The sequence below is a fragment of the Shewanella sp. SP1S2-4 genome (assembly GCF_031932075.1).
GTDB classification, from domain to species: domain Bacteria; phylum Pseudomonadota; class Gammaproteobacteria; order Enterobacterales; family Shewanellaceae; genus Shewanella; species Shewanella baltica.
The window spans coordinates 18,645-40,712 of sequence record NZ_JAUOET010000028.1; the positions used below are offsets into that span (position 1 = coordinate 18,645).

General features: G+C 46.0%; 22 protein-coding genes. 13 read left to right on the forward strand and 9 right to left on the reverse strand.

Annotated features, from left to right (window positions below; all coding sequences use genetic code 11):
• Nucleotides 1-269: 269 nt before the first annotated feature.
• Nucleotides 270-452 carry a hypothetical protein gene (locus tag Q4Q52_RS18765; RefSeq protein ID WP_311991354.1) on the forward strand — a complete coding sequence of 61 codons (183 nt, stop codon included), beginning with the start codon at nt 270-272 and terminating at the stop codon, nt 450-452.
• A gap of 40 nt (nt 453-492) precedes the next feature.
• Here Q4Q52_RS18765 and Q4Q52_RS18770 read toward each other — a convergent pair whose 3' ends face one another.
• A complete protein-coding gene (locus tag Q4Q52_RS18770) occupies nt 493-888 on the reverse strand; it encodes a hypothetical protein (RefSeq protein WP_311991330.1) in 396 nt (131 codons plus the stop codon).
• A gap of 353 nt (nt 889-1,241) precedes the next feature.
• Here Q4Q52_RS18770 and ovoA point away from each other — a divergent pair, with 353 nt between their 5' ends.
• Nucleotides 1,242-3,356, forward strand: coding sequence for a 5-histidylcysteine sulfoxide synthase (gene ovoA / locus Q4Q52_RS18775; protein WP_311991331.1), 2,115 nt, complete (start codon nt 1,242-1,244; stop codon nt 3,354-3,356).
• Between the two features lie 139 nt (nt 3,357-3,495).
• On the opposite strand, the gene Q4Q52_RS18780 is transcribed toward ovoA, so the two are convergent.
• On the reverse strand, nt 3,496-5,451 hold the full coding sequence (locus Q4Q52_RS18780; RefSeq protein ID WP_311991332.1) for a methyl-accepting chemotaxis protein: 1,956 nt from the start codon (nt 5,449-5,451) through the stop codon (nt 3,496-3,498).
• Nucleotides 5,452-5,809: 358 nt separating this feature from the next.
• Here Q4Q52_RS18780 and Q4Q52_RS18785 point away from each other — a divergent pair, with 358 nt between their 5' ends.
• The 8 genes from Q4Q52_RS18785 (at nt 5,810) to glnG (ending at nt 13,180) form a co-directional block, all read left to right on the forward strand.
• Nucleotides 5,810-6,121: a pyrimidine/purine nucleoside phosphorylase gene (locus tag Q4Q52_RS18785; protein ID WP_311991333.1), complete on the forward strand. Its 312-nt coding sequence runs from the start codon at nt 5,810-5,812 to the stop codon at nt 6,119-6,121.
• Nucleotides 6,122-6,408: 287 nt separating this feature from the next.
• A complete protein-coding gene (locus tag Q4Q52_RS18790; protein ID WP_311991334.1) occupies nt 6,409-7,005 on the forward strand; it encodes a TetR/AcrR family transcriptional regulator in 597 nt (198 codons plus the stop codon).
• Nucleotides 7,006-7,145: 140 nt separating this feature from the next.
• On the forward strand, nt 7,146-8,303 hold the full coding sequence (locus Q4Q52_RS18795) for an iron-containing alcohol dehydrogenase (RefSeq protein ID WP_311991335.1): 1,158 nt from the start codon (nt 7,146-7,148) through the stop codon (nt 8,301-8,303).
• A gap of 71 nt (nt 8,304-8,374) precedes the next feature.
• On the forward strand, nt 8,375-9,067 hold the full coding sequence (locus Q4Q52_RS18800; RefSeq protein WP_011982143.1) for a type 1 glutamine amidotransferase domain-containing protein: 693 nt from the start codon (nt 8,375-8,377) through the stop codon (nt 9,065-9,067).
• 135 nt (nt 9,068-9,202) lie between these two features.
• Nucleotides 9,203-9,829 carry a glutathione S-transferase family protein gene (locus Q4Q52_RS18805; RefSeq protein WP_011845526.1) on the forward strand — a complete coding sequence of 209 codons (627 nt, stop codon included), beginning with the start codon at nt 9,203-9,205 and terminating at the stop codon, nt 9,827-9,829.
• Between the two features lie 193 nt (nt 9,830-10,022).
• Entirely contained in the window at nt 10,023-10,529 is a 507-nt protein-coding gene (locus Q4Q52_RS18810) for a DUF4124 domain-containing protein (RefSeq protein WP_011845525.1), read from the forward strand.
• A gap of 153 nt (nt 10,530-10,682) precedes the next feature.
• On the forward strand, nt 10,683-11,729 hold the full coding sequence (glnL, locus tag Q4Q52_RS18815) for a nitrogen regulation protein NR(II) (protein ID WP_011845524.1): 1,047 nt from the start codon (nt 10,683-10,685) through the stop codon (nt 11,727-11,729).
• Between the two features lie 38 nt (nt 11,730-11,767).
• Nucleotides 11,768-13,180, forward strand: a complete 1,413-nt coding sequence (glnG, locus tag Q4Q52_RS18820) for a nitrogen regulation protein NR(I) (protein ID WP_006079736.1) — start codon at nt 11,768-11,770, stop codon at nt 13,178-13,180.
• 137 nt (nt 13,181-13,317) lie between these two features.
• Here the strand turns inward: glnG and Q4Q52_RS18825 are convergent, their stop codons facing one another.
• The 4 genes from Q4Q52_RS18825 to Q4Q52_RS18840 all read right to left on the reverse strand — a co-directional run bounded on the left by Q4Q52_RS18825 (nt 13,318) and on the right by Q4Q52_RS18840 (nt 16,016).
• On the reverse strand, nt 13,318-13,875 hold the full coding sequence (locus tag Q4Q52_RS18825) for a porin family protein (RefSeq protein WP_071940491.1): 558 nt from the start codon (nt 13,873-13,875) through the stop codon (nt 13,318-13,320).
• A 207-nt stretch (nt 13,876-14,082) separates the two neighbouring features.
• On the reverse strand, nt 14,083-14,535 hold the full coding sequence (locus Q4Q52_RS18830) for a hypothetical protein (RefSeq protein WP_011845523.1): 453 nt from the start codon (nt 14,533-14,535) through the stop codon (nt 14,083-14,085).
• Nucleotides 14,536-14,549: 14 nt separating this feature from the next.
• Nucleotides 14,550-15,440, reverse strand: coding sequence for a cation diffusion facilitator family transporter (locus Q4Q52_RS18835; protein WP_011845522.1), 891 nt, complete (start codon nt 15,438-15,440; stop codon nt 14,550-14,552).
• Between the two features lie 51 nt (nt 15,441-15,491).
• A complete protein-coding gene (locus Q4Q52_RS18840; protein WP_311991336.1) occupies nt 15,492-16,016 on the reverse strand; it encodes a Spy/CpxP family protein refolding chaperone in 525 nt (174 codons plus the stop codon).
• A 294-nt stretch (nt 16,017-16,310) separates the two neighbouring features.
• On the opposite strand from Q4Q52_RS18840, the gene Q4Q52_RS18845 reads away from it, so the two are divergent.
• Nucleotides 16,311-16,997 carry a response regulator gene (locus tag Q4Q52_RS18845; RefSeq protein ID WP_106648428.1) on the forward strand — a complete coding sequence of 229 codons (687 nt, stop codon included), beginning with the start codon at nt 16,311-16,313 and terminating at the stop codon, nt 16,995-16,997.
• Complete coding sequence (locus tag Q4Q52_RS18850; protein ID WP_311991337.1) at nt 16,997-18,361, forward strand: ATP-binding protein; 1,365 nt, start codon at nt 16,997-16,999, stop codon at nt 18,359-18,361. Before Q4Q52_RS18845 ends, Q4Q52_RS18850 begins: the two co-directional genes overlap by 1 nt.
• On the opposite strand, the gene Q4Q52_RS18855 is transcribed toward Q4Q52_RS18850, so the two are convergent.
• Complete coding sequence (locus Q4Q52_RS18855) at nt 18,345-18,998, reverse strand: TetR/AcrR family transcriptional regulator (protein ID WP_107949715.1); 654 nt, start codon at nt 18,996-18,998, stop codon at nt 18,345-18,347. The two genes, Q4Q52_RS18850 and Q4Q52_RS18855, sit on opposite strands and share 17 nt — an antisense overlap.
• A gap of 121 nt (nt 18,999-19,119) precedes the next feature.
• Between Q4Q52_RS18855 and Q4Q52_RS18860 the strand changes: the two genes are divergently transcribed.
• Nucleotides 19,120-19,989 (forward strand): LysR family transcriptional regulator, encoded by an 870-nt coding sequence (locus Q4Q52_RS18860; RefSeq protein WP_107949717.1) that lies wholly within the window; start codon nt 19,120-19,122, stop codon nt 19,987-19,989.
• Between the two features lie 156 nt (nt 19,990-20,145).
• Here Q4Q52_RS18860 and Q4Q52_RS18865 read toward each other — a convergent pair whose 3' ends face one another.
• The gene (locus Q4Q52_RS18865) at nt 20,146-20,499 is read right to left on the reverse strand and encodes a cytochrome c3 family protein (RefSeq protein ID WP_107949719.1); all 354 of its coding nucleotides are present in this window, start codon (nt 20,497-20,499) and stop codon (nt 20,146-20,148) included.
• Between the two features lie 27 nt (nt 20,500-20,526).
• A complete protein-coding gene (locus Q4Q52_RS18870) occupies nt 20,527-22,047 on the reverse strand; it encodes a flavocytochrome c (RefSeq protein WP_311991338.1) in 1,521 nt (506 codons plus the stop codon).
• Nucleotides 22,048-22,068 lie beyond the last annotated feature (21 nt).

Here is a 22,068-nt window from a genome sequence, read left to right on the forward strand (position 1 = left end):
AATCATCAAGATAGCAGCACCATCAGGCTATGACTGACGCCTGTGTAAGCATTTGTCCCGAATAAGATAAGGAGAAAAGTCCATCACCATACGGTAAAACTGACTGTTTCAGCTCAACCCTCTGTTTAAAATAGATTTCTATATTGCATGACGCCCAACGGCATAAATGCATACAACAAACTTCAAACCAGCTCAGTTAAATAGCAATAACTGTCGTTAAAATATGTGAAGTGAATAAGGAATTAAATTTATGAATGGAATCAAACGCTATGCTAATGGAAAGATGGGATACCGCTGAAGAAAAAACAGAGCAGCTACGCCGTTATCAGCTCTGCCTAGATGAGTTTAATGAGTTAGATTTTCACGATGTGTATGTGGCAGAAATAAAACAAGAATACCAACAACTTGCAGAGCTAGTAAAAGTGCAGTCAACGTCAGCTCCCGAACGTTAACTGCACTTACCTATTTAGTCACTTAACGATAAATCTTCAATTACTTTATTGGCGTCAATGGTGATAAAGACGCAAATTGTACTGCCAACGTCCAATCTGTGATGACCATATCTGACGGCTGCCAACTGTCATCAACCCACTCATAAATCAATCCTGGATTTTCCTCAGCATTGACTAATAAACGCCGTCCATCTTGCAATACCAGCGTATAATCTAGCCCCTGTGCATCGACACTTTCAATGTCCCCCAAGACATTATGTTTAATGGTCGAAATGGTTCCCGTAGCCTTGACGGCATCACTCCCCTTTGCACCGCTGTAAAATGTTAACGCCTCGTTTGCGACAGTCTTATGAAAGACAAACTCCTCAGTCACACCCACTACGATCGATTGATCAAGTTCGTACCAGGCGGGTATCCATAATGCGTTAATTGTCATCCCGTTATATCCTGCATAATAATTTTACGGACGGGATCATTCTGCCTTAACCCCGACAGAGAAAATACTCTTCAGGGATAAAATAATTTTAATCCTAAAAAGGCTGGCATCACAAAACGCAGTGCTCACTTCCTTTGTAAGATAATCTTAACTCTAAAGGTCATATCCGAGATGTTTTAGCGCCAGTGGCTGATGTTGGACTCAATTCGTGTTTCTGTTAGTTTGTAAATCAAATCGACACATTAAGCTGACAAAGTGATCCTGAGCCCAGTAATCGCGTATAGAGTCACACACGATAGATTCATATTCCCATGCTTGCACCGCAGGCCGATAAATACGGAGTTTACTTGCCTATGGATAAGCCCATAACGCAACCCCCTCAAACCCTTAAGCTAATTGGTGAAACTGAGGCAGGAAAGCGTCTAGAGCTTAAGCAGTACTTTAACAAGACATGGGCTCTGTACGAGTCACTGTTTGATTTGATCCAAGAAGATAGCGCCTATTACCTCAAAGCCGAGCCACTGCGCCATCCGTTGATCTTTTATTTTGGCCATACGGCCACTTTCTATATCAACAAACTCAAACTCGGCAAATTTCTCGACGAACGGGTAAACGATAACTTCGAATCCATGTTTGCCATTGGTGTCGATGAGATGTCTTGGGACGATCTGAACGAGCAACATTATCCATGGCCGAACGTGACAGAAGTGCGCAGCTATCGCCAACAAGTTAACGCTGTCGTCAATCGCGTGATTGATGAAATGCCGCTGGCGCTGCCGATCACTCAAGACAGCCCAGCTTGGATCATTTTAATGGGCATTGAACATGAGCGTATTCACTTAGAAACCTCATCGGTGATCATCCGCCAACTGCCGCTGGAACTTGTCGCACCTAACAGCCTCTGGGCTGCGTGCCAAGACACCGCCCCTGCCGAGGCCAACAGTTTACTAGCTGTAAAAGGGCAAAAAGTGACCTTAGGTAAAACTGAACAAGATCAAACCTACGGCTGGGACAACGAATACGGCCATAAAATCTTTAATGTTGCCGACTTTAATGCCTCTAAATTCTTAGTCTCGAATCAAGAGTATCTCGCATTCGTCGAGGCTGGCGGTTATCGCTCACCCCAATTTTGGAATGAAGAAGGCCAAGCTTGGCTCGCTTATACCCAAGCTCAAATGCCGCGTTTTTGGCGCTTAAAACAAGACAAATGGTGGCAACGTAACTTAACCGAAGAAATCCCGCTGCCATTAAACTGGCCGGTAGAAGTGAATCAACTCGAAGCTAAAGCCTTCTGCAATTGGAAAGCCGAGCAAAAGCAAAGCAATATTCGCCTACTGACGGAAGCCGAATGGTACATATTACGTGAGAGTGTACCTGCCGATGCGCCAGACTGGCATGAAGTGCCGGGCAATATTAGTTTGGCTTATTACGCCTCTTCCTGCCCAGTCAATCGCTTCGAACATAATGGCTTTTTCGATATTGTCGGTAATGTTTGGCAATGGACAGAAACCGCAATCGACGGCTTTAACGGTTTTGCCGTACATCCACTCTACGATGATTTTTCGACCCCAACCTTCGATGGTAAACATAATCTCATCAAAGGTGGCTCGTGGATCTCCACGGGTAATGAAGCTATTGCTTCGTCTCGCTATGCGTTTCGTCGACATTTTTATCAACACGCTGGCTTCCGCTATGTGGAATCCACGCAAAATCCTGCCCAAATGGCCGAGGTCAATGTGTACGAAACCGATGAACTGATTTCCCAATACCTTGAGTTTCACTATGGTGCCGAATATTTCGGGGTGGCCAACTTCTGCGTCAATGGCGTGCAACAAGCGCTCAGTGAAATTCAGCTTAGCCATACCGCCAAAGCCCTCGACATCGGCTGCTCCGTAGGTCGCGCGAGTTTTGAACTGGCAAAAGTGTTTGATCATGTTGATGGTATCGACTTTTCGGCACGCTTTATTCAACAGGCCTATGCGCTGACCGAACAAGGTGAAAAACGTTACACCATACGTACCGAAGGCGACTTACAAGAATTTAAGAGTGCGAGTCTCGCGAAACTGGGATATGAGCTTGAGGCGAAAAAGGTCAACTTTATGCAGGGTGATGCCTGTAATTTAAAGCCAATGTACACAGGTTATGACTTGGTTTATGCCTCTAATCTTATCGACAGACTGAACGATCCTAAGCACTTTTTAACCAGTATTGCCCAGCGGATTAATCAAGGTGGATACCTTGTGATTGCTTCGCCGTATACTTGGCTGGAGGATTATACGCCGAAGGATAAATGGCTCGGTGGCGTTAAAGTCAAAGGGGAGAACTTCACCACCTTAGATGGCCTGACCGAAACCTTGATCGGCCAGTTTGAGCTAGTCGCAGTGAAGGAGATTCCCTTCGTGATCCGCGAGACTAAACGTAAATTCCAACATTCCATCTCAGAAATGACAATTTGGCGTAAGCGTTAATGCTCACTCATTGGATAAACAACTGAAGTCTCAATAAAAATATCCGCCAGAAATCCATTTCTGGCGGATGTGTAACATCCAGCTCAGTCATCTTTGCAGCATCAACTAAAGTTGAACACGGCAAATACAGCGCAAATACCTACACCTTAAACTGTGCCGTTGTTAAACCAAGCTGATTAGCTAACCCTAGCAAACTACGCGTACTCGCTGCCACTTGGCTGATCGCCGCGCTATTTTCTTCCGCCGCCACGCTCAAGCCCGCAATCCCCTGCGCAATCGTTGCCGAAACCGTTGTTTGCTCCTCCGCGGCGGTGGCGGTTTGGATCATTAATGCCTTTAAGGTTTCCAAACGTAAAGCGATGTCATCCACTGCGGCTTGCATGCCATCGGCATCTTCTGCTGTTTTAGAGGCTTCAGTAGTACAAGTCACACTATGCAGCGCCAACACGCCAGATTGCTGTTGAATGCCTTTTAACACTTGGCCAATATCCTGAGTCGCCAACTGAACCTTAACCGCTAACTGGCGCACCTCATCGGCAACTACGGCAAAGCCGCGGCCATGCTCACCAGCTCTTGCCGCTTCAATCGCCGCATTAAGTGACAGCAAATTCGTTTGTTCGGCAATCGCATTAATCACAGCCAATACCGAGCCGATTTTCTGACTGTCGGCCTCAAGACTGCCGACTTGTTGATGAATGGTCGCAAAACTGCTCAGGGTCACCTTCAAGCTTTTACGTGTACTGGCCAAATTTTGCGACAGAATTTCACTCGAATGGGTACAAGCAGACACTTCATCGGAGGATTTCATTGTATTAGTGCTGATTTCCGCGGCGGCATAACTCATTTCTTCAACCGCAGTAGCCAGCATATCAGTCTCTTTCGCCTGCATCTGAATACTGCAATCGGCTTGGGTCATGGCGGCGGAATTTTGTTCGGCGGCAGATTCAAGTTCATGTCCAACACCCACCAGCTGACTGATGATTTCTTTGAGCTTTGTTTGCATCCGCGCCAACCAGCTCATCAGATGATTATCCGTTTGAACATGGGGCAGATTATGGGTGAGATCGCCAGAGGCGATCATGCTGGTCAAATTGCACATGTCCTCAGGCTCACCGCCGAGTGGCTTCAATACAAAGCCTGTCACTAACTTGGCGGCAGCGAATGCCAGCACTAAGGCCGCCACACAAACAAATAAGCCAATAAACAACATTCGATAAGCCGGCGCCGCGATTTCGCTCACATCAATTTCAGCCATCAAACCCCAACGTAAACCGAGCTCAACGACAGGAGAATAAGCGGATAAAACGGGATTATTTTTATAGTCATTCACTTGCATCACACCTGTCTTACCCGCCAACGCCTCTTTCACCGCAAGTGTGTCGACGCCATTCTGGGCAACCGTTCCAGCGAAGGAAGCGGTCACAGTGCGATTGTTCGGATCAAGAAAAGAATCGGAACGCATGCGATTATTGGGGCCAATTAAATAGGTCTCGCCACTTTGTCCCATCCCTTCGCGGATCTGCATAACTCGGTTGATGCGGTCAATTGATACTTGGGCCGCCACCACCAATCTTTGCTGATTGAATTGAATCGACTGACCAATAAATGCTGCCGGTTGACCATTAGAAGGTGCGTATGCGGAGAAGTCTTGCAGTAATACAGTACCAGTAGACCCCAAAGCCTTATTGAATAATTGCGCTAATCCCGAATCATGGTAGGGCCCAGTGCGAAGATTTGTGCCGAAATCCGACTCCTTCGCGGCGGTGTAAAACACAGTGCCGTCATCCCGAATGATGAACAGATCATAGAAACCTAAAGACTTATTTAACGACTTTAAGGTCTCATCAAGATCGGAGATAGTATCGAGGCTTTTTTGGCTGGCGATCACCGCACTGACGGCCTGCAGGTTATCTGAAAAGTCCTGAAACATACCGACAATCTGTCGCTGCTTGATCTCGCGCACCGCCACTAAACGAGACTGAGCCTCGGCAAATAACTCATCCCGAGCAATGTAAGTCACTATCGCGGTAGCAAATATGAGGGGTAATAGGACAATCAATAAACTGATCAGCTGAATTTTACGAGTAAAACCCATGGTGAGACTCCTTGTCGCGCTTCTAATTCCATTCATTCACTTTTTGCAAAATTAAATCTGCCCTAAAACTATAGGAGAAGAATCTCAGCTAAACAAAGCGACGCAGACTATTTTCATCAAAAGTTCACCGAAATGCTGCCAACCAATTATTTTTAAATAGAAAAATGATTAATAACTTTAAATGACAGCCAAGCCATACCGACCATTTCAAACAAAATGATATAGTGGAAAACACGTTATAAACCGAACGTTAGCATCAACTTATATTGAATGCGCACATCCACACGACAAACAATGCATTGAAAATTATTAAATATGCATATAAATTCACCTCAAGCCAATTTAAAGAGGATTAATAATGAGTTTACTCGAGCAAGTGTCAGTATCTAAAAAAGCCAATATTTACTTTGATGGTAAAGTTGCCAGTCATAGCGTATTTTTTGCCGATGGTAGTAAGCAAACCTTAGGCGTTGTATTACCAGGGGAATATGAGTTCTCAACTTCTCAAGGCGAAATCATGGAAGTGACTAGCGGCCGTTTTGAGGTGTTACTGCCAGAAACAACAACTTGGCAAGAATTTAGCGAAGGAACTCAGTTTGAATTGGCTGCAAATGTCAGCTTTAAAATTCGTAATACAGCCATTGCAGAGTACTGTTGCAGCTACCTGTAATCATCTTGATTGAGTAAAAGTTTCAATATCAATTATGAATCTAATGCTCACAGTGACGGTTTATCTCAGCACTGTGGGTATTTTGTCCTACCGAACCATTTTTCCTTGCCACAATTTCACCCTCTGCATGCTTTATCCGTCCGGTTTTTTATCAATCTGGCCGTTTTGTTAAGCAGACTCAGGACAGCTTAAACCTCGCGACTTAAAGAAGACTAAATCGGGCGTGTAGATATCGCCGATAGAAACAACACTAGACGACCGGTCTATTTTGATTTATCCTAGACCACATGAAAATTGAAACTCAATCCACTCGCCAGCACATTCTCGACATCGGCTATAAGCTGATCGTACGAAAAGGCTTCTCCAGCGTCGGCTTATCGCTACTGCTGCAGGCCGCCGAAGTGCCTAAAGGCTCGTTTTATCATTACTTCAAATCCAAAGAACAATTTGGCGAAGCGCTCATAACTGATTATTTCGAAAAATATCAGTTAGATTTAGACGCATTATTCAATAACTCAACACTGACGGGCTATCAACGCTTGATGCAGTACTGGCAACAATGGTTGCACGTACAAGCTGATGGCTGCGTAGATCAAAAATGCCTCGTCGTGAAACTCAGTGCCGAAGTGGCCGATTTATCCGAAGCCATGCGAGTTGCCTTACTTAAAGGTTCCGCCGGCATCATAGACAGGTTAACCACCTGTGTTCAAGTTGGTATAAACGACAGTTCAATCGCCGAGCAAGATCCGCAATCGACCGCAGAAATGTTGTATCACATGTGGTTAGGCGCCAGCTTAATGAATAAATTAGGCCACAGCCCTGCGGCACTCGAACGCGCTCTCGTGACGACTAAAGCCATTTTAACGCCTAAAACGGCCCCTTAATCTAAACCGACTCAAAACTAATATTGGCTGATATCAGTCAGCCCAGATTTTTAAAGAATACATTTTTACGCCCTCAAATTAGACGACTGGTCTACTAATTTAAGAGCCACTTATTAATGAAATCGTAGGATAAATTGTCCATGCTAAATTTTAACTATTACAACCCAACCCGTATCCGTTTTGGTAAAGACACTATCGCCGAAATTGATGCTTTAGTACCGAGCGATGCTAAAGTCATGATCCTATTTGGCGGCAGCAGCGCCAGAAAAACAGGCACGCTAGATGAAGTTAAACAATCATTGGGCAATCGTTTCGTTGTCGAGTTCGATGGTATTGAGCCAAACCCAACCTATGAAACCTTAATGAAAGCCGTCGCCCAAGTGCGCGAACAGAAGATCGACTTCCTCCTTGCAGTGGGTGGTGGTTCGGTTATCGATGGCACTAAATTTGTTGCCGCGGCTGCGGTATTCGAAGGCGAACCTTGGGACATTCTCACTAGTTGGGGCGCAAAAGTGACTCAAGCTATGCCTTTTGGCTCAGTATTAACCTTGCCTGCGACGGGTTCAGAAATGAACAACGCCAGCGTAGTGACCAGAAAATCACTGCAAGCTAAGCTGCCATTCCGTAATGACTTGGTTTATCCACAATTCTCAATACTCGACCCGACGAAAACCTTCACCCTGCCAGAACGCCAAGTGGCCAACGGTGTAGTCGATGCTTTTGTACATATCACAGAGCAATACCTCACTTACCCAGTCAACGCCGCCGTACAGGACAGATTTGCCGAAGGTCTGTTACAAACCTTGATTGAGCTTGGTCCACAGGTGCTAGTTCAACCCGAAGACTACGACATTCGCGCTAACTTAATGTGGGTCGCCACTATGGCACTCAACGGCACGATTGGCGTAGGCGTTCCGCACGACTGGGCAACCCACATGATAGGCCATGAACTCACTGCACTTTACGACATAGACCATGCGCGTACATTGGCAATCGTACTGCCTGCTCTGCTGCAATGTACCAAAGAGGCTAAGCGCGAAAAGTTACTCCAGTACGCCGACCGTGTGTGGCACATCAACACAGGTACAGATGACGAGCGCATCGATGCCGCTATTGCAAAAACCAAGGATTTCTTCGAAGCCATGGGCATAGCGACACATTTATCTGCCTATGATCTCGATGCCAGCCACGTTGATATCCTAGTAAAACAGCTTGAACTGCACGGCATGGTGGCACTCGGCGAACATGGCAACATTAACCCAGCAATGAGCCGTGACATTTTGACCTTAGCCCTATAACGTCAAATGGTATCCTGATTGAACTAAACCCAAAGCTCACACGTATTGATGTGAGCAACTTAGGTAAAGGTATGAAAATGAATATATTAATGGTACTAACTTCACACGATAAACTCGGCGACACAGGTTTAAAAACCGGCTTTTGGCTCGAAGAATTCGCCTCACCTTTTTATGAGTTTAAAGATAAAGGTTTTGACATTACCTTAGCCTCGCCATTGGGCGGTCAACCACCGCTCGATCCAAAAAGTGATGAGCCAGACTTTCAAACCGAAGCCACTGCGCGCTTTAGCAAAGATCCAGAGGCACAAGCACTGCTAGCAAATACCACTCGCTTAAGTGAAATTAACGCAGCTGATTATGATGCGGTTTTCTATCCAGGCGGCCACGGCCCACTATGGGATCTTGCCGAAGATAAACATTCTATTGCCTTGATTGAACAGTTCTATCAAGCGAATAAACCCCTAGGGCTAGTATGTCATGCGCCTGCAGCACTGCTGCACCCTAAAGCCAGTGATGGTAAGCCATTGGTCAGCGGCAAGCGCGTTACCGGTTTCAGTAATTCTGAAGAAGAAGCCGTGCAACTTACTCATATCGTGCCATTTTTAGTCGAAGACATGCTACAGAAAAACGGCGGCACTTATGTCAAAGGTGATGATTGGACAAGCTTTGTTGTCGCAGATGGCCATTTGATCACAGGTCAAAACCCAGGATCATCCGAAGCCGTTGCGCAGGCCATCGTCGCGCAACTGAACGCCAGAGGCTAAGCGATAAATGACGCGACACACTCAGCTTGAAGTGAACAATGACAAGCGCGAGTGTGCTAAATGCGCTAGAAATAGCTATCGCACCATAATGGTGCGATGGCTAAAAATGTACTCTCACAGTCGAAAGGGAAGCCAATGATCACCTTGCACCATCTCAATAAATCACGCTCTAAACGTATCATCTGGTTGCTAGAAGAACTCGGTCAACCTTATCAAATTAAGAGTTATCAGCGTGATAGTCAGACTTTTCTCGCGCCACCCGAACTCAAGCAAATTCATCCGTTAGGCAAATCACCCGTTATCGAAATGGACGGTCAAGTGATTGCCGAGTCAGGCGCGATCACTGAGTATCTGATTGAAAAATATGCGGCAGACACCTTAGCGCCAGCAAGAGACAGCGCTGACTACGTCGATTATCTGCAATGGTTACACTTTGCCGAAAGCTCAGCCATGCTACCTTTGTTACTGCGCATGTTCGTGCAAAAGGATGGCTGTAAAACCAACTTCCTTGAAGGTTATGCCGCGATAGAAGTCAGTAAGATAAGCCACTACTTCAATGATATGTTGGCTGGTAAAACCTACTTGGTTACAGACAAGCTCACAGGTGCGGATATCATGATGTCCTTCGTGGTGGAGCTACTGGCTAATAGTGGCGACCTCGAAAAATTTGAACACATTCAACGCTATGCTACTCAATTATCCCAGCATGCCGCTTGGGTTAAAGCGAGTGAGATCGAGAAACAACTCGACGCAAGCGTGTAATTTACAACTCGAGTTCGGGTACATGAGTGTGCCCGAACTTCAGTTCGTTCAACCCAGTCCGATTTCTAGCTCCCCCTTTCCTGTCGCGTTTTACGCCTTCCATGTAGCGACGCCGCATAACAAACACCATGATTTTTGATGTAAAAGAGACTAATCTTGATTAACTCTCTCTCAAGGCTACAGGGACTTTAGCATGCGTTCACTCACACTCATCGGCTTAGTGCTATTTAGCATGTTAGCGCAAGCGACGGTTTATAAATGGGTCGATAAAGATGGTAAAGTCCATTACTCAGATGAGCCGCAGCCAAATGCCCAAGTCGTTGAGCTAAAAGAGAAGACCTTAAATCAAATTGCCCTTCCCCTACCTAAAACAGACTCAAATAACGCAAACCAAGCAATTGAATCTATTCAATATCAAGTTAATATCACCTCCCCAGCAGAAGAAGAAACCGTCAGAGATAACAATGGCGATTTCGACGTCGTTGCGACTATCACCCCTGAGCTAAAAAGCCAGTATTTAATGGCCCTCAAACTCGATGGCAACCCCGTCGGGCAGCCGCAAATTGGCGGTACGTTCAAACTCAAAAACATCGACCGAGGTGAACATACCTTAGTTGTTGACGCTTTGACTCAAAACGGCAAAGTCTTTGCATCAAGTTCACCAAGAAAGATATTTCTTCATCAAGCAGCTAAGCGTTAATGCCACTCATTGCATAGATAAAGTTAGTATAAAAACTTTAAATACATAGAGTTAGATTAAACGCCCCAGACTAAACCGTTTGATGAAGACAAGTTGCAGCTTGCACCAGATTGGTGCACCATAGTGGTGCAACCCTATTTCTAGGAACGGTCGATGGATAAAGAGACACTGCTCAATCATTTAGTTACCGCGGTACTTGTCATAGATAAGGATCTTAAGCCTTGTTATGCCAACGCAGCAGCAGAGCAATTATTAGGTGTTGGCAGCCATAGACTCGTAGAACAAGCTTTGCCTGAGCATTATCAAATCCTCGGTGTCGAAGCCCAGTTATTGAGGGATGCGGTAGCAGCTGGCCAAGGTTTAACGGTCAATACGGCGGCCCTAGTTACGCTCGATGGTCAGCACCATACCGTTGATTTAACCCTTATTCCCCTCGATGACGAGGCTGAACTCAGCCTGCTCGAACTGCGCCAAGTCGATCAACAAAGACGCATTCATCAGCAGCTGAGTCAAGATGCCCAGCAGCAAGCGGCGCAGTTTCTGGTGCGCAACTTAGCCCATGAAATCAAAAATCCTTTAGGCGGCCTGCGCGGTGCGGCACAATTGTTATCGCGGGAGCTGGATGATCCGGCGCTGAAGGAATTCACTACCCTCATCATAGAGCAAGCCGATCGGCTGCGTAATTTAGTGGATCGCCTGCTCGGCCCCCAAAGGCCAACACAGCACAGTCTGCACAACATCCATCAAGTGGTGCAAAAGGTCTATAAATTAGTTGAAATGGCACTGCCCGCTAACATCCAGCTCAAACGAGATTACGATCCATCCATTCCCGATATCGAGATGGACCCAGACCAAATGCAGCAAGCCGTGCTAAACATTTTACAAAATGCGGTGCAGGCGCTTGAGCATACGGGCGGCGAGATTTTGCTCCGCACTCGCACTCAACACCAAGTCACCATAGGTTCACAGCGTCACAAGCTAGTGTTAACCCTATCGATTATCGACAACGGCCCCGGCATACCGCCTGAGCTGATGGACACATTATTTTATCCAATGGTGACAGGCCGTGAGCAAGGTTCAGGTTTAGGCCTCTCAATTGCCCATAATATTGCCCGTTTACACTCGGGCAGAATCGATTGCCTCTCAAGCGCTGGGCACACCGAATTCATCATTTCATTACCGATTTTAGGTGCTAAATAATTTCGACAGTACCTACCCATACCGTATGAGGAAGCAAGATGCGAATTAGTGAACAAGTGTGGATCCTCGACGATGACAGCTCGATACGTTGGGTACTCGAAAAGGCACTACAAGGTGCCAAGCTCAGTACCGCCAGCTTTGCCGCCGCCGAATCCCTGTGGCAGGCCTTAGAAATATCGCAACCGCACGTGATAGTGTCGGACATCCGTATGCCAGGCACAGACGGGTTAAGCCTGCTCGAACGATTGCAAGTACATTACCCCCATATTCCTGTGATCATTATGACGGCGCACTCGGACTTAGACAGCGCAGTCAGTGCCTATCAAGCGGGCGCATTTGAGTATCTGCCTAAACCCTTCGACATCGATGAGGCGATCTCTCTGGTCGAGCGCGCACTCACCCATGCCACTGAACAGAGCCCCGCACCCGCGCAGGAAGCCCAAGTCAAAACACCCGAAATAATAGGTGAAGCGCCAGCGATGCAGGAAGTGTTTCGCGCCATAGGCAGGCTTTCACGCTCGTCGATCAGCGTGCTGATTAATGGTCAATCGGGGACAGGTAAAGAATTAGTGGCGGGTGCATTACACAAACACAGCCCACGTAAAGATAAGCCATTTATCGCGCTGAACATGGCTGCGATCCCTAAGGATTTGATCGAATCTGAGCTATTCGGCCACGAAAAAGGTGCCTTCACTGGCGCAGCCAATGTCCGCCAAGGTCGGTTCGAACAAGCAAACGGTGGCACGCTCTTTTTAGATGAAATCGGCGACATGCCGCTAGATGTACAAACACGATTACTCAGAGTGCTTGCCGATGGTCAGTTCTACCGTGTCGGTGGTCATAATGCAGTGCAAGTGGATGTGCGTATCATAGCGGCGACCCACCAAGATCTTGAATTATTAGTGCAAAAAGGCGGCTTTAGAGAAGACTTATTCCATCGCCTCAACGTGATCCGCGTGCATTTGCCGCCACTGTCACAAAGACGGGAAGACATTCCCCAACTCGCCACCCATTTCCTCGCCTCGGCAGCGAAGGAAATTGGTGTAGAAACTAAAATCATGACCAAGGAAACCGCGGTAAAACTCTCCCAATTACCTTGGCCCGGTAATGTCAGACAACTCGAAAACACCTGCCGCTGGTTAACCGTTATGGCATCGGGGCAAGAAATTTTACCCCAAGATTTACCGCCAGAATTACTGAAAGATCCTGTGAGTGTCACCCACACGGCGAAAGGCAGCCAAGATTGGCAATCGGCACTGACTGAGTGGATAGATCAAAAACTCTCGGAAGGAAACAGCGATCTATTAACTGAGGTACAACCCGCTTTCGAACGCATACTACTAGAAACTGCGCTGCGCCATACTCAAGGCCATAAACAGGAAGCGGCGAAACGTTTGGGCTGGGGACGAAATACCTTAACGCGAAAACTCAAAGAGCTGTCGATGGATTGAGTAAATAAAATAACGTTATTACTCGCTATAGCGATACAAGCTTATTAATCATCAAAAAGTAAAAGGGATATATTCATATCCCTTTTTATTTGAAATTCATTTTCATTGGCATTAATTAAATATGCCAAATCAAAAAATTAGAATTGATAATGCACACCTACAGCGAATTGCTTAATATCGGTGTCTATATCTTTTAATCCTAAATAGCTACGGTCTGCATCTAAATCACCCGTAGTGACATCATAGCTTACACGGATATTTAAGTGTTCTGTTACGGCGGCATTCACACCTACACCGTAAGTCCAACCAAAACCAGTAAAGTCTTCATCGTAACCATAGCCATCAACATTCACAGCCATAGATGCGATACCCACTTTGGCATAGGCAGAAAAAATATCATTGATTTGTGCAGTAAATTTAGGCGTGAAGCTTAATGCGCCAGCACTAATATCAACATCCTTATCGCCTAAGTCGCCAGTAGCGAACAGGTTAGCTTCTAAACCAAACCACTCATTGAAGTTATAGCCACCGTATACGCCCACACCAGTACCGGTTTCTGAACCATCAAAAGCATCAGCTGTGACTCTATTTAATGCGCCACCCACATAAAATCCAGTAGTGTCGGTTGCAGCAGATACTTGAGTAGCCGCGAATGCTGATAGTAAAGAGATAGCAACAATTGATAACTTGTTCATCATATTTCCCTAATGATTTAACGTAAGTATTAGACAGCGCGGATATTACAATAAGCAATTAAGAAGTGTCATGGTTTAAATTATCAAAATACAAACCATACAGCATTGATTCAGCTTGAGTCGAAAAATGGAAATCTTAGTTATTCGTTATGTAGCAAAACCATATTTACTGTAAGTATACTGTTTAAATTGAAACAATTAACGATGTTAACTTAGCACCCGCAACAATCCTATAAAACTGGCATATAGCCAACGGATGAGGGAACGACGCCTTCTCACATCCAAACATTCGGATACGACAACTCTGCCAGTCACCACGCAAGTAATACGGGTGCGCCAAAGGAATAATGGCCAGATATGGACTCGATAAGTTTGGTTAGATATTTCGAAATCAATTTTCTGCGGTAGGTAATAAAGATGTTTACGCAGGACTAACTGACTCCAAGCCCCCACTATCACAGGAGTGACTGTACTATCTGCTTGATTCACTCTCGAGGACTGCGCTTGAGTTGAAACCGTAATTTCCGCATCTGCTGGAACGCTAACATCACGAATCTCAGATTCGACTATCAACTCAAAGCGAGTCGATAGCCTCTGATAGCGACATATCAATCGAGTGGAATGATTCCATCTGTGACCTTGCTTCTGCATCCATGCCATCGCTTGCCCTTACTTTATGTTTCGTTGACTTCAGATTTGACAGGGTCTTGGTGAATAATCACCTCGGCATCTTCAAAGGCGGCCTTGACCTTTATCCCTGTGGTATCGGCAATACTGTGGGCTTCATTCAAACTCAGATTGCCATCAAGCTCTAAATGGAATTGGATAAAAACGGTTTTGCCAGCCTGACGAGTACGCAAATCATGCAGACCTTGTACCCGTGGATCTTCCATTGCGATTTGCGTGATTTGCTGGCGAGTTTCTTCGTCTAACTCCCTATCTAGCAAGGCTTGAATTGAGCGATAGCCCAAGCCAAAGGCTTGATGACCAATATAGAATGCAATCATTACTGCAAACAAACCGTCAGCCCACCACCAACCATATTGGGATAGGACGAGTGCTAACAGTACCGCACCATTGAGGAATAAGTCTGACTTGTAATGCAGTGAATCGGCTTCGACCACAGTGCTTTTTGTCGCTGCTAATGCGCGTTTTTGCAACGTCACTAAGGCTAACGTCATAATAATCGCGATAACAGAAACCACCACACCTATGGTGGCATTTTCGACGGGAACGGGCGTTAATAACCGCTCGCCACCATAGAAAAGTAACAGGAACGCGGAGCCCATAATAAAAGCGGATTGCGCTAAAGACGCTAACGGCTCAGCCTTACCATGGCCATATCTGTGGTCATGATCCGGCGGCACAAGCGCGTAACGAATCGCAATAAAGTTGATGATGGAAGCGAGTGCGTCGGCAAAGGAATCCGTCAAAGATGCCAACATACTGGCAGAGCCGGAATAAAGCCAAGCGAACATCTTGATAAGAATAAGGATCAAAGCGGTAGCCACGGAAGCGCGGCTAGCCAGTTTGACCCAAAAATCGTATTGGGAAGTTTGAGTCATAAGGGATCTATCTTGAGAAGCTATGACCCTATTGTATATCAGCTAAGACGCTTAACCGCGAGGTTCTTTACCAGCTTGTGCTTCAAATCGCGCTTTAAACTTAGCTTGCTGCTCTGGTGTCAACAGATTGTAGATTTGATTATGTAACTTCATGCGCTCAATGGCTTGAGCTTGACGCTGTTCTTGCTGCACGCTCATCAGAGCCTTGGCTTGCACTTCATCAAAATTAGGGGCCGTCATCAAGGCCTGCATCTCAGTGCGATGTGCCAAGCGTTCCTCTTTCGTTGGACGATTATCAGCGCGCGTGGCTTTCTGATCGGCAAACAACTTCTTGACGTCAGCTTTCTGGGCATCCGTTAAATCGAGCCCTTCAAACATACGATGCATGCCACCGTGGTCCATATGTCGGCCGCCATGTTCCATGCGGTCGCCCATCATGCGGTCGCCTTTATGGAATTCAGAACGGGAGAAATCACAGCCACCGTCCATAGGTTCAGCATTGACTGTCGTCGCGAAAACCGCAGAACTCGCTAGAATTGCAAACAGGCTCGCTTTCAAAGGTGATAATGTTTTCATAGTGTTAACCTCAGTGGTTCAACTTTAATATTGCAAGTAATAAGACACAGTGACGACCCTTTTAAGCCGAGTCACTTTCGACCCTTCCAGTCTAAACCCCTATATGTAAGTGAGGACGTTGCCTGAGTAAATCACTGTAAAGTTGCAACAGCAAACGACTGATTCTCTATTCTTTACTTTGGCTTACATTGCTACACAGCAATTGACATCAAAACAGGTATACTCAGCCAAAGCGCTAAAAGTGCCAGTATTACATGGGCGCATAAGGCCATATTACAGAGATTAAGGAACAGTATGAGTCGGATATTATTAATCGATGACGATCTGGGTTTATCTGAGCTGCTAGGGCAACTGCTCGAGTTAGAAGGGTTTCAGTTAACCTTGGCTTACGATGGTAAACAGGGTTTAGATCTGGCACTAAATGCGGATTACGATCTAATCTTACTCGATGTCATGCTACCTAAATTGAACGGTTTTGAAGTACTGCGTGCACTGCGTCAGCACAAGCAAACGCCAGTATTAATGCTGACCGCTCGCGGCGATGAAATCGATCGCGTTGTTGGGCTTGAAATTGGCGCCGATGATTATCTGCCAAAGCCGTTTAATGACAGAGAGTTAATCGCCCGTATCCGCGCCATTATTCGTCGTTCGAACTTAACAACCCAAGAAATCCATGCCGCACCAGCCCAAGAGTTTGGCGATCTGCGCTTAGATCCATCGCGCCAAGAAGCTTACTGTAATGAGCAATTAATCATACTCACAGGCACAGAATTCACTCTGCTGCACACCCTTGCGCTGCACGCGGGAGAGTTGATGAATAAGGAAGAGTTAAACGAGAAAGTACTCGGCAAAAAACTCATGCCCTTCGATCGCAGCTTAGACATGCATTTATCGAATCTACGTAAAAAACTCCCCGAGCGTAGCGATGGTCGGCCAAGGGTGAAAACCATCCGTGGCAAAGGTTATATTTGGCTCCCTTAATGGCGGTATCGACTGTGCCTAATCGTTTATTTATCAAATTATTGCTCGGATTCTGGCTCTGCAGCTCGCTGATCATTGCCTTGGTCGGTCTGTTGCCATTGCTGCAACAGAGCCACGATCGTGCACCACTGCCACCTCACCTTGAAAAAGTCCTATCGACTATAGCTAAGCGCATTCAAGAAAACCCCGCCTTACTGGAGTCTGATTTTCTTCGCCGCTGGGAAAGACACAGAGACATGGAAGGCAAACCTCTGCGGGTTTATCTCGTCAACAGCCAAGGCCAAGTGATCAACACCCACAGGGTGAGTCGCGGTGTGCGCAGCTTTATGCTGATGGCAGATGAAGAAAAACAACCGATTAGCCATCAATTTAAAGATGAGTTGGTGTTTGGCCCCTTTCAATTCAATCTGGGCGCCGAGACGTATTCACTCTACGGCCGGCTGCCGGATAACCATCCGCGGCCTTGGTTTTTCTTCTTCGCCGAAAATAAGTTATTAACTTTAAGCCTAGCAATTTTCCTGTCGGGACTATTATGTGGCCTGCTTGCTTGGCATCTAGGTAAGGCATTAAATTCACTTAAAAAAAGTGCCAATGCCCTCGCAGAGGGTGACTTAAGTCATCGTGTCGATAAGTCCACTACACAGCGTAAAGATGAAATAGGCCAATTAGCTAAGGCCTTCAATAGCATGGCCGACTCCATCGAATCTATGATGAACAATCAACAGAGATTGATGGGCGATATTTCCCATGAACTGCGTACCCCATTGACGCGACTGCAATTATCCCTCGCCCTCGCCCGTAAAAAAGGTCAACAGACCGCCGAAACGGAACGCATAGGTTATGAAACCGAGCAACTCGAAAAGCTTATCAGTGAATTGTTAGAACTCTCGCGGGTCAAGCTCAGCACTAACGAAACCAAAGTACATTTAGGCTTGGCAGAATCCCTGAGCCAAGTTTTAGACGATGCAGAATTTGAAGCAGAACAGCAAGGTAAAAGCATTACTATCGATATCGATGAAGAAATTGAGTTAGCGCATTTTCCTAAATCACTTTCCCGCGCGATTGAAAATCTGCTGCGTAATGCAATTCGCTATGCCGCAAGCGACATTCAGTTACAGGCAAGTGCAACAGCTGATCAAGTAAAAATCACGATAAAAGACGATGGACCAGGCATAGATGCCGCCGAACTCGATGCCATTTTCAAACCCTTCTATCGCCCTGACTCTGCACGGCAAAGAGAAAGCGGTGGCTGGGGACTTGGGCTGGCAATCACTGAAGCGGCGATTACCGCCCACAAGGGTAAGATTAAAGCCGAGAACCGTATCCCAACTGGACTTGAAGTGACGATCACGCTGCCGAGGTAGCAGCTTGACCATGTAGCTGTAATAGCCAATCGGTAAATTTTTGTTTGGTGGGAATTCGCTTATCCGAATGTCCCATCAGCTGACCCATCGCATAGCTAAATTGATAATAGGTCTGCACATCGCCGCACTGTTTGCTGCCATCATCGCTGTTGATCATCGTACCGCGAATATAATTTTTGAGTAATTCATAACGATCAAACCCGGGGCGTTCACCAACGGATAAAATTATGTTTTTATTCCATTTTTTATATTGATCCAGCAAATCATTAAATCGATGACGATAAACCTCCGAGGCTTGCTGCAACAACTCTTGATTAGGCATTACGCGTTCTATCACGAAACGCTTATGGGCTAAAACATCATGTAAGCGCTGGCAATGATGAAACAGATAACACTCAAAAGGATCACTATATTGTTGCCGATCCTGCGCTGCCGAAATCAACCAATCCTGATATTGAGCACAAGCAACAGCGACCACTAGATCAGCCTCTGTTGTAAAATGATTATAGATGGTTCCTTTGGAAATTTGACTCGCAGCAACAAGATGAGAACGGTACAAATCAAAACTTTGATGCCCCCTAAGGCATCGCTGCGCAACCTCAACAAGATAATCCGTTCTTTGTTCCCAGCTACTCATAGCGACCCCGTCACATTTCAATAAACAAAAACATTGCAACCTCACAATCAAACGATAACAGGGTTTGTGACCAGTCGATATTGAGTAATACTGATACCACTATGAGCAAACTCAATACCCCATGTTAAAAATCGAATTACTCGAAAGTTTTATCGCTGTTGCAGAATGCGGCAATTTATCTAAAGCTGCCGATCAGATCTGTCGAACGCAATCGACATTAAGCTTGCAGATAAAAAAACTGGAAGAGAGTGTCGGACAGCCTCTATTGCTGCGCGACAATAAAGGCGTAACGCTCACCGATTCGGGTAAAACGCTACTTAACTACGCATACAAAATGATGCAGCTCAACTCCCAAGCGCTAGACGATCTTAAAGATTGCCAAAACCGAGAGATAATCCGCCTTGGGGTGCCGACCGATTATATTAAGCGCTACCTCAGTAGCTGCTTATTGGAATTTATACGAGAGTTCACCTGTATAGAGTTGGTAATAGATACCGATGTCAGTGGTAATCTATTTAAACGCCTCCACCAAGGGGAATTTGACTTAATTGTAGCCACTCACTGGCTGCCACCTGCCCATGGTGAACTGCTGTTTGAGCGTAAGTTTCACTGGGTCGCAGCTAAAGCGGGCAATGCCCACAAGCGCGAAACGATTCCGATGGCACTGTACCCAGAGAATTGCCCCATTCGTGCGCAAGTATTTGCGAATCATCAGCTCACGATGCGGCCGATAAATGTATTGTTATCGACACCATCGCCACAGGCCTTATGTATGGCGGTAGAAAACGATCTCGCAATTGCGCCCATTGCCGAGTTTCGCATTGATAACAATATGCAGATCTTAGATCCTGTCGAGCACCACCTGCCTGTGCTACCAGTGTTTAACGAAGCCCTGTATCTCAATCCCAACACGCAAACTAACGCTACCCAGCAGTTAATTACACTAATCAAAGCCAACGTCGAAAATCTAGCAGAAGCCAACGACAACTAGCCCTTGCGTAAGAGACGATGAAGTGCCGCTATCGGGCACTTCGGCTTACTTAAACGACTGTTGCGGAAGGCGTTGCATTTTATAGTAAACCCCATTCCTGAGGTGGAGGAGAAAATCGAAGATAGGCCCATTTCTCAATGGGCCTAGAGGTGGAGATTACTCTTGGTGCTTATCAAACTTAAACGTGTGACAGTTGCTGCATAAAGGCTTTTTAGCTTTATGCTCACCATGACACTCTTGGCAAGGTAAGTCTTTGCCATAGTGAAGGTTATTATGGGGATTCTGCCACTTATCCTCTTCACTACGAGCCGTTTTCTTGGCTAAATCGTCCACATCATGGCACTGTAAACAGGCTTGATCCGACGGGAACTGTTTGATGCCATTGTCGTGACATACCTTACAATCTTTGCCAATGACTTCTTTATGCCAAGGGCGTTGCTCAACGGCTTGAGCTGACAGACTCACCAAGCCACCTAAGACCAGCGCGAGTACAATATTTAGCATTTTCATTATTGATTTCTCTTATTTACTGGCCACTTAGGCTTGCATCATGCTACGGGCGGCAGTCATACCCATCACCATACATTCTGGAATTGAGCAGCTACCCAAACGGCTAACGCCGTGAATACCGCCGCAGACTTCGCCAGCAGCATACAAACCTGGGATAGGCTGACCTGTAAGGCTATCTTTCACTTCCGCCTTAGTATTGACCTGCACACCACCTTGGCAGTAATGCACTTTTGGCCATAGACGAACTACGGTAAATGGCGCTTCAATATATTTATCCTTGGCTTTTGTCATATTCTTGCTAAATTGCTTATCAACACCCGTTTTGACATAGCTGTTGTATTCTTCAATCTGCGCTTTTAATGGCTCGAGTGGTACGCCAAAGTGTTTCGCTAATTCCTCAAGAGTGTCGAACTTCCAACCCACGTTATATTTAAGTACTTTGGCAGTATTAGGATGCTGCTTAGAGTCTTTAAAGCTCGTAATTAAAATGGGCGGTAGCGGTTCACCTTTAGCATCACGACATGCCAACTCAGCATCCGCACGCGTTTTCCGGTCCGCAATCTCATCCATAAAGCGTTTACCTGTCATACAGTTAATGGCAATTGAATGAGGAAAGTTAAAAATTGAATAATTAGATACATAGCCAAAGCCGCCTTCATCAGGCGAAGCCCATGGTCCAGATTGGATATGGGCAAGATGGACAGGTACAGCCCCTAAACGGAACATTTCCAACATGCCCTCACCGGTAGCGCCAGGCGCATTGGTACAACCTACTTCAGAGGTCAGTGTCGGATCTTGTGCCATACGAAAATCGATATTTTGAGCAAACCCTCCAGTCGCCATAATCACGCCACGTTTTGTGCGAATATTTAGCACTTTTCCAGGCTGATCCTCACCAAAATGATAGTTTTCACGCATTTTCACGCCGACAACATTACCCTTATCACCCAATAAAAAGCCTTCGAACTTAGCGCGGTTATGGGTCTTTACACCCAATCGGCGGCACTCTTTTAAGAGTGGTTGCGTAATACCGGCACCACAACTCACGCTCGTTTGGTAAGTTCGAGCAACAGAATGACCACCTAATTGCTGCAAATATGGATGAAATTCAGCTCCAGCATCCAACGTCATTTGCAGCGCCTCTACGGCATGTGAAGCCACATGCCGTAATAAGCTCTCGTCAGCAATACCGCGGCCAGAGGCAATTTGATCCGCAACCATTTTTTCAACTGAATCTTCCACTCCTTCTTTTTTCTGCATTGGTGTGCCTGGGGCTGCGAATAAACCCCCATTGATTGCAGAATTACCACCGAAATAAGACATTTTCTCGAAAATGTGTACATCTTTTGCGCCCTTGCGCGTCGCTTCAATTGCAGCCGCTAATCCAGAAAAACCTGAACCCACGATTAGAATTTCAATCTCTTTATCCCACTTAATACCGTCAGCTTTCTCAGAAACTGCCATCACAGGCGATACCATTGCTACGCCAGTAGCGGCACCTAAACCTTTGATGAAATTACGGCGTCCTAGCAGATTTGCATTACTCATCTGTCATCACCTTTGTTGTTT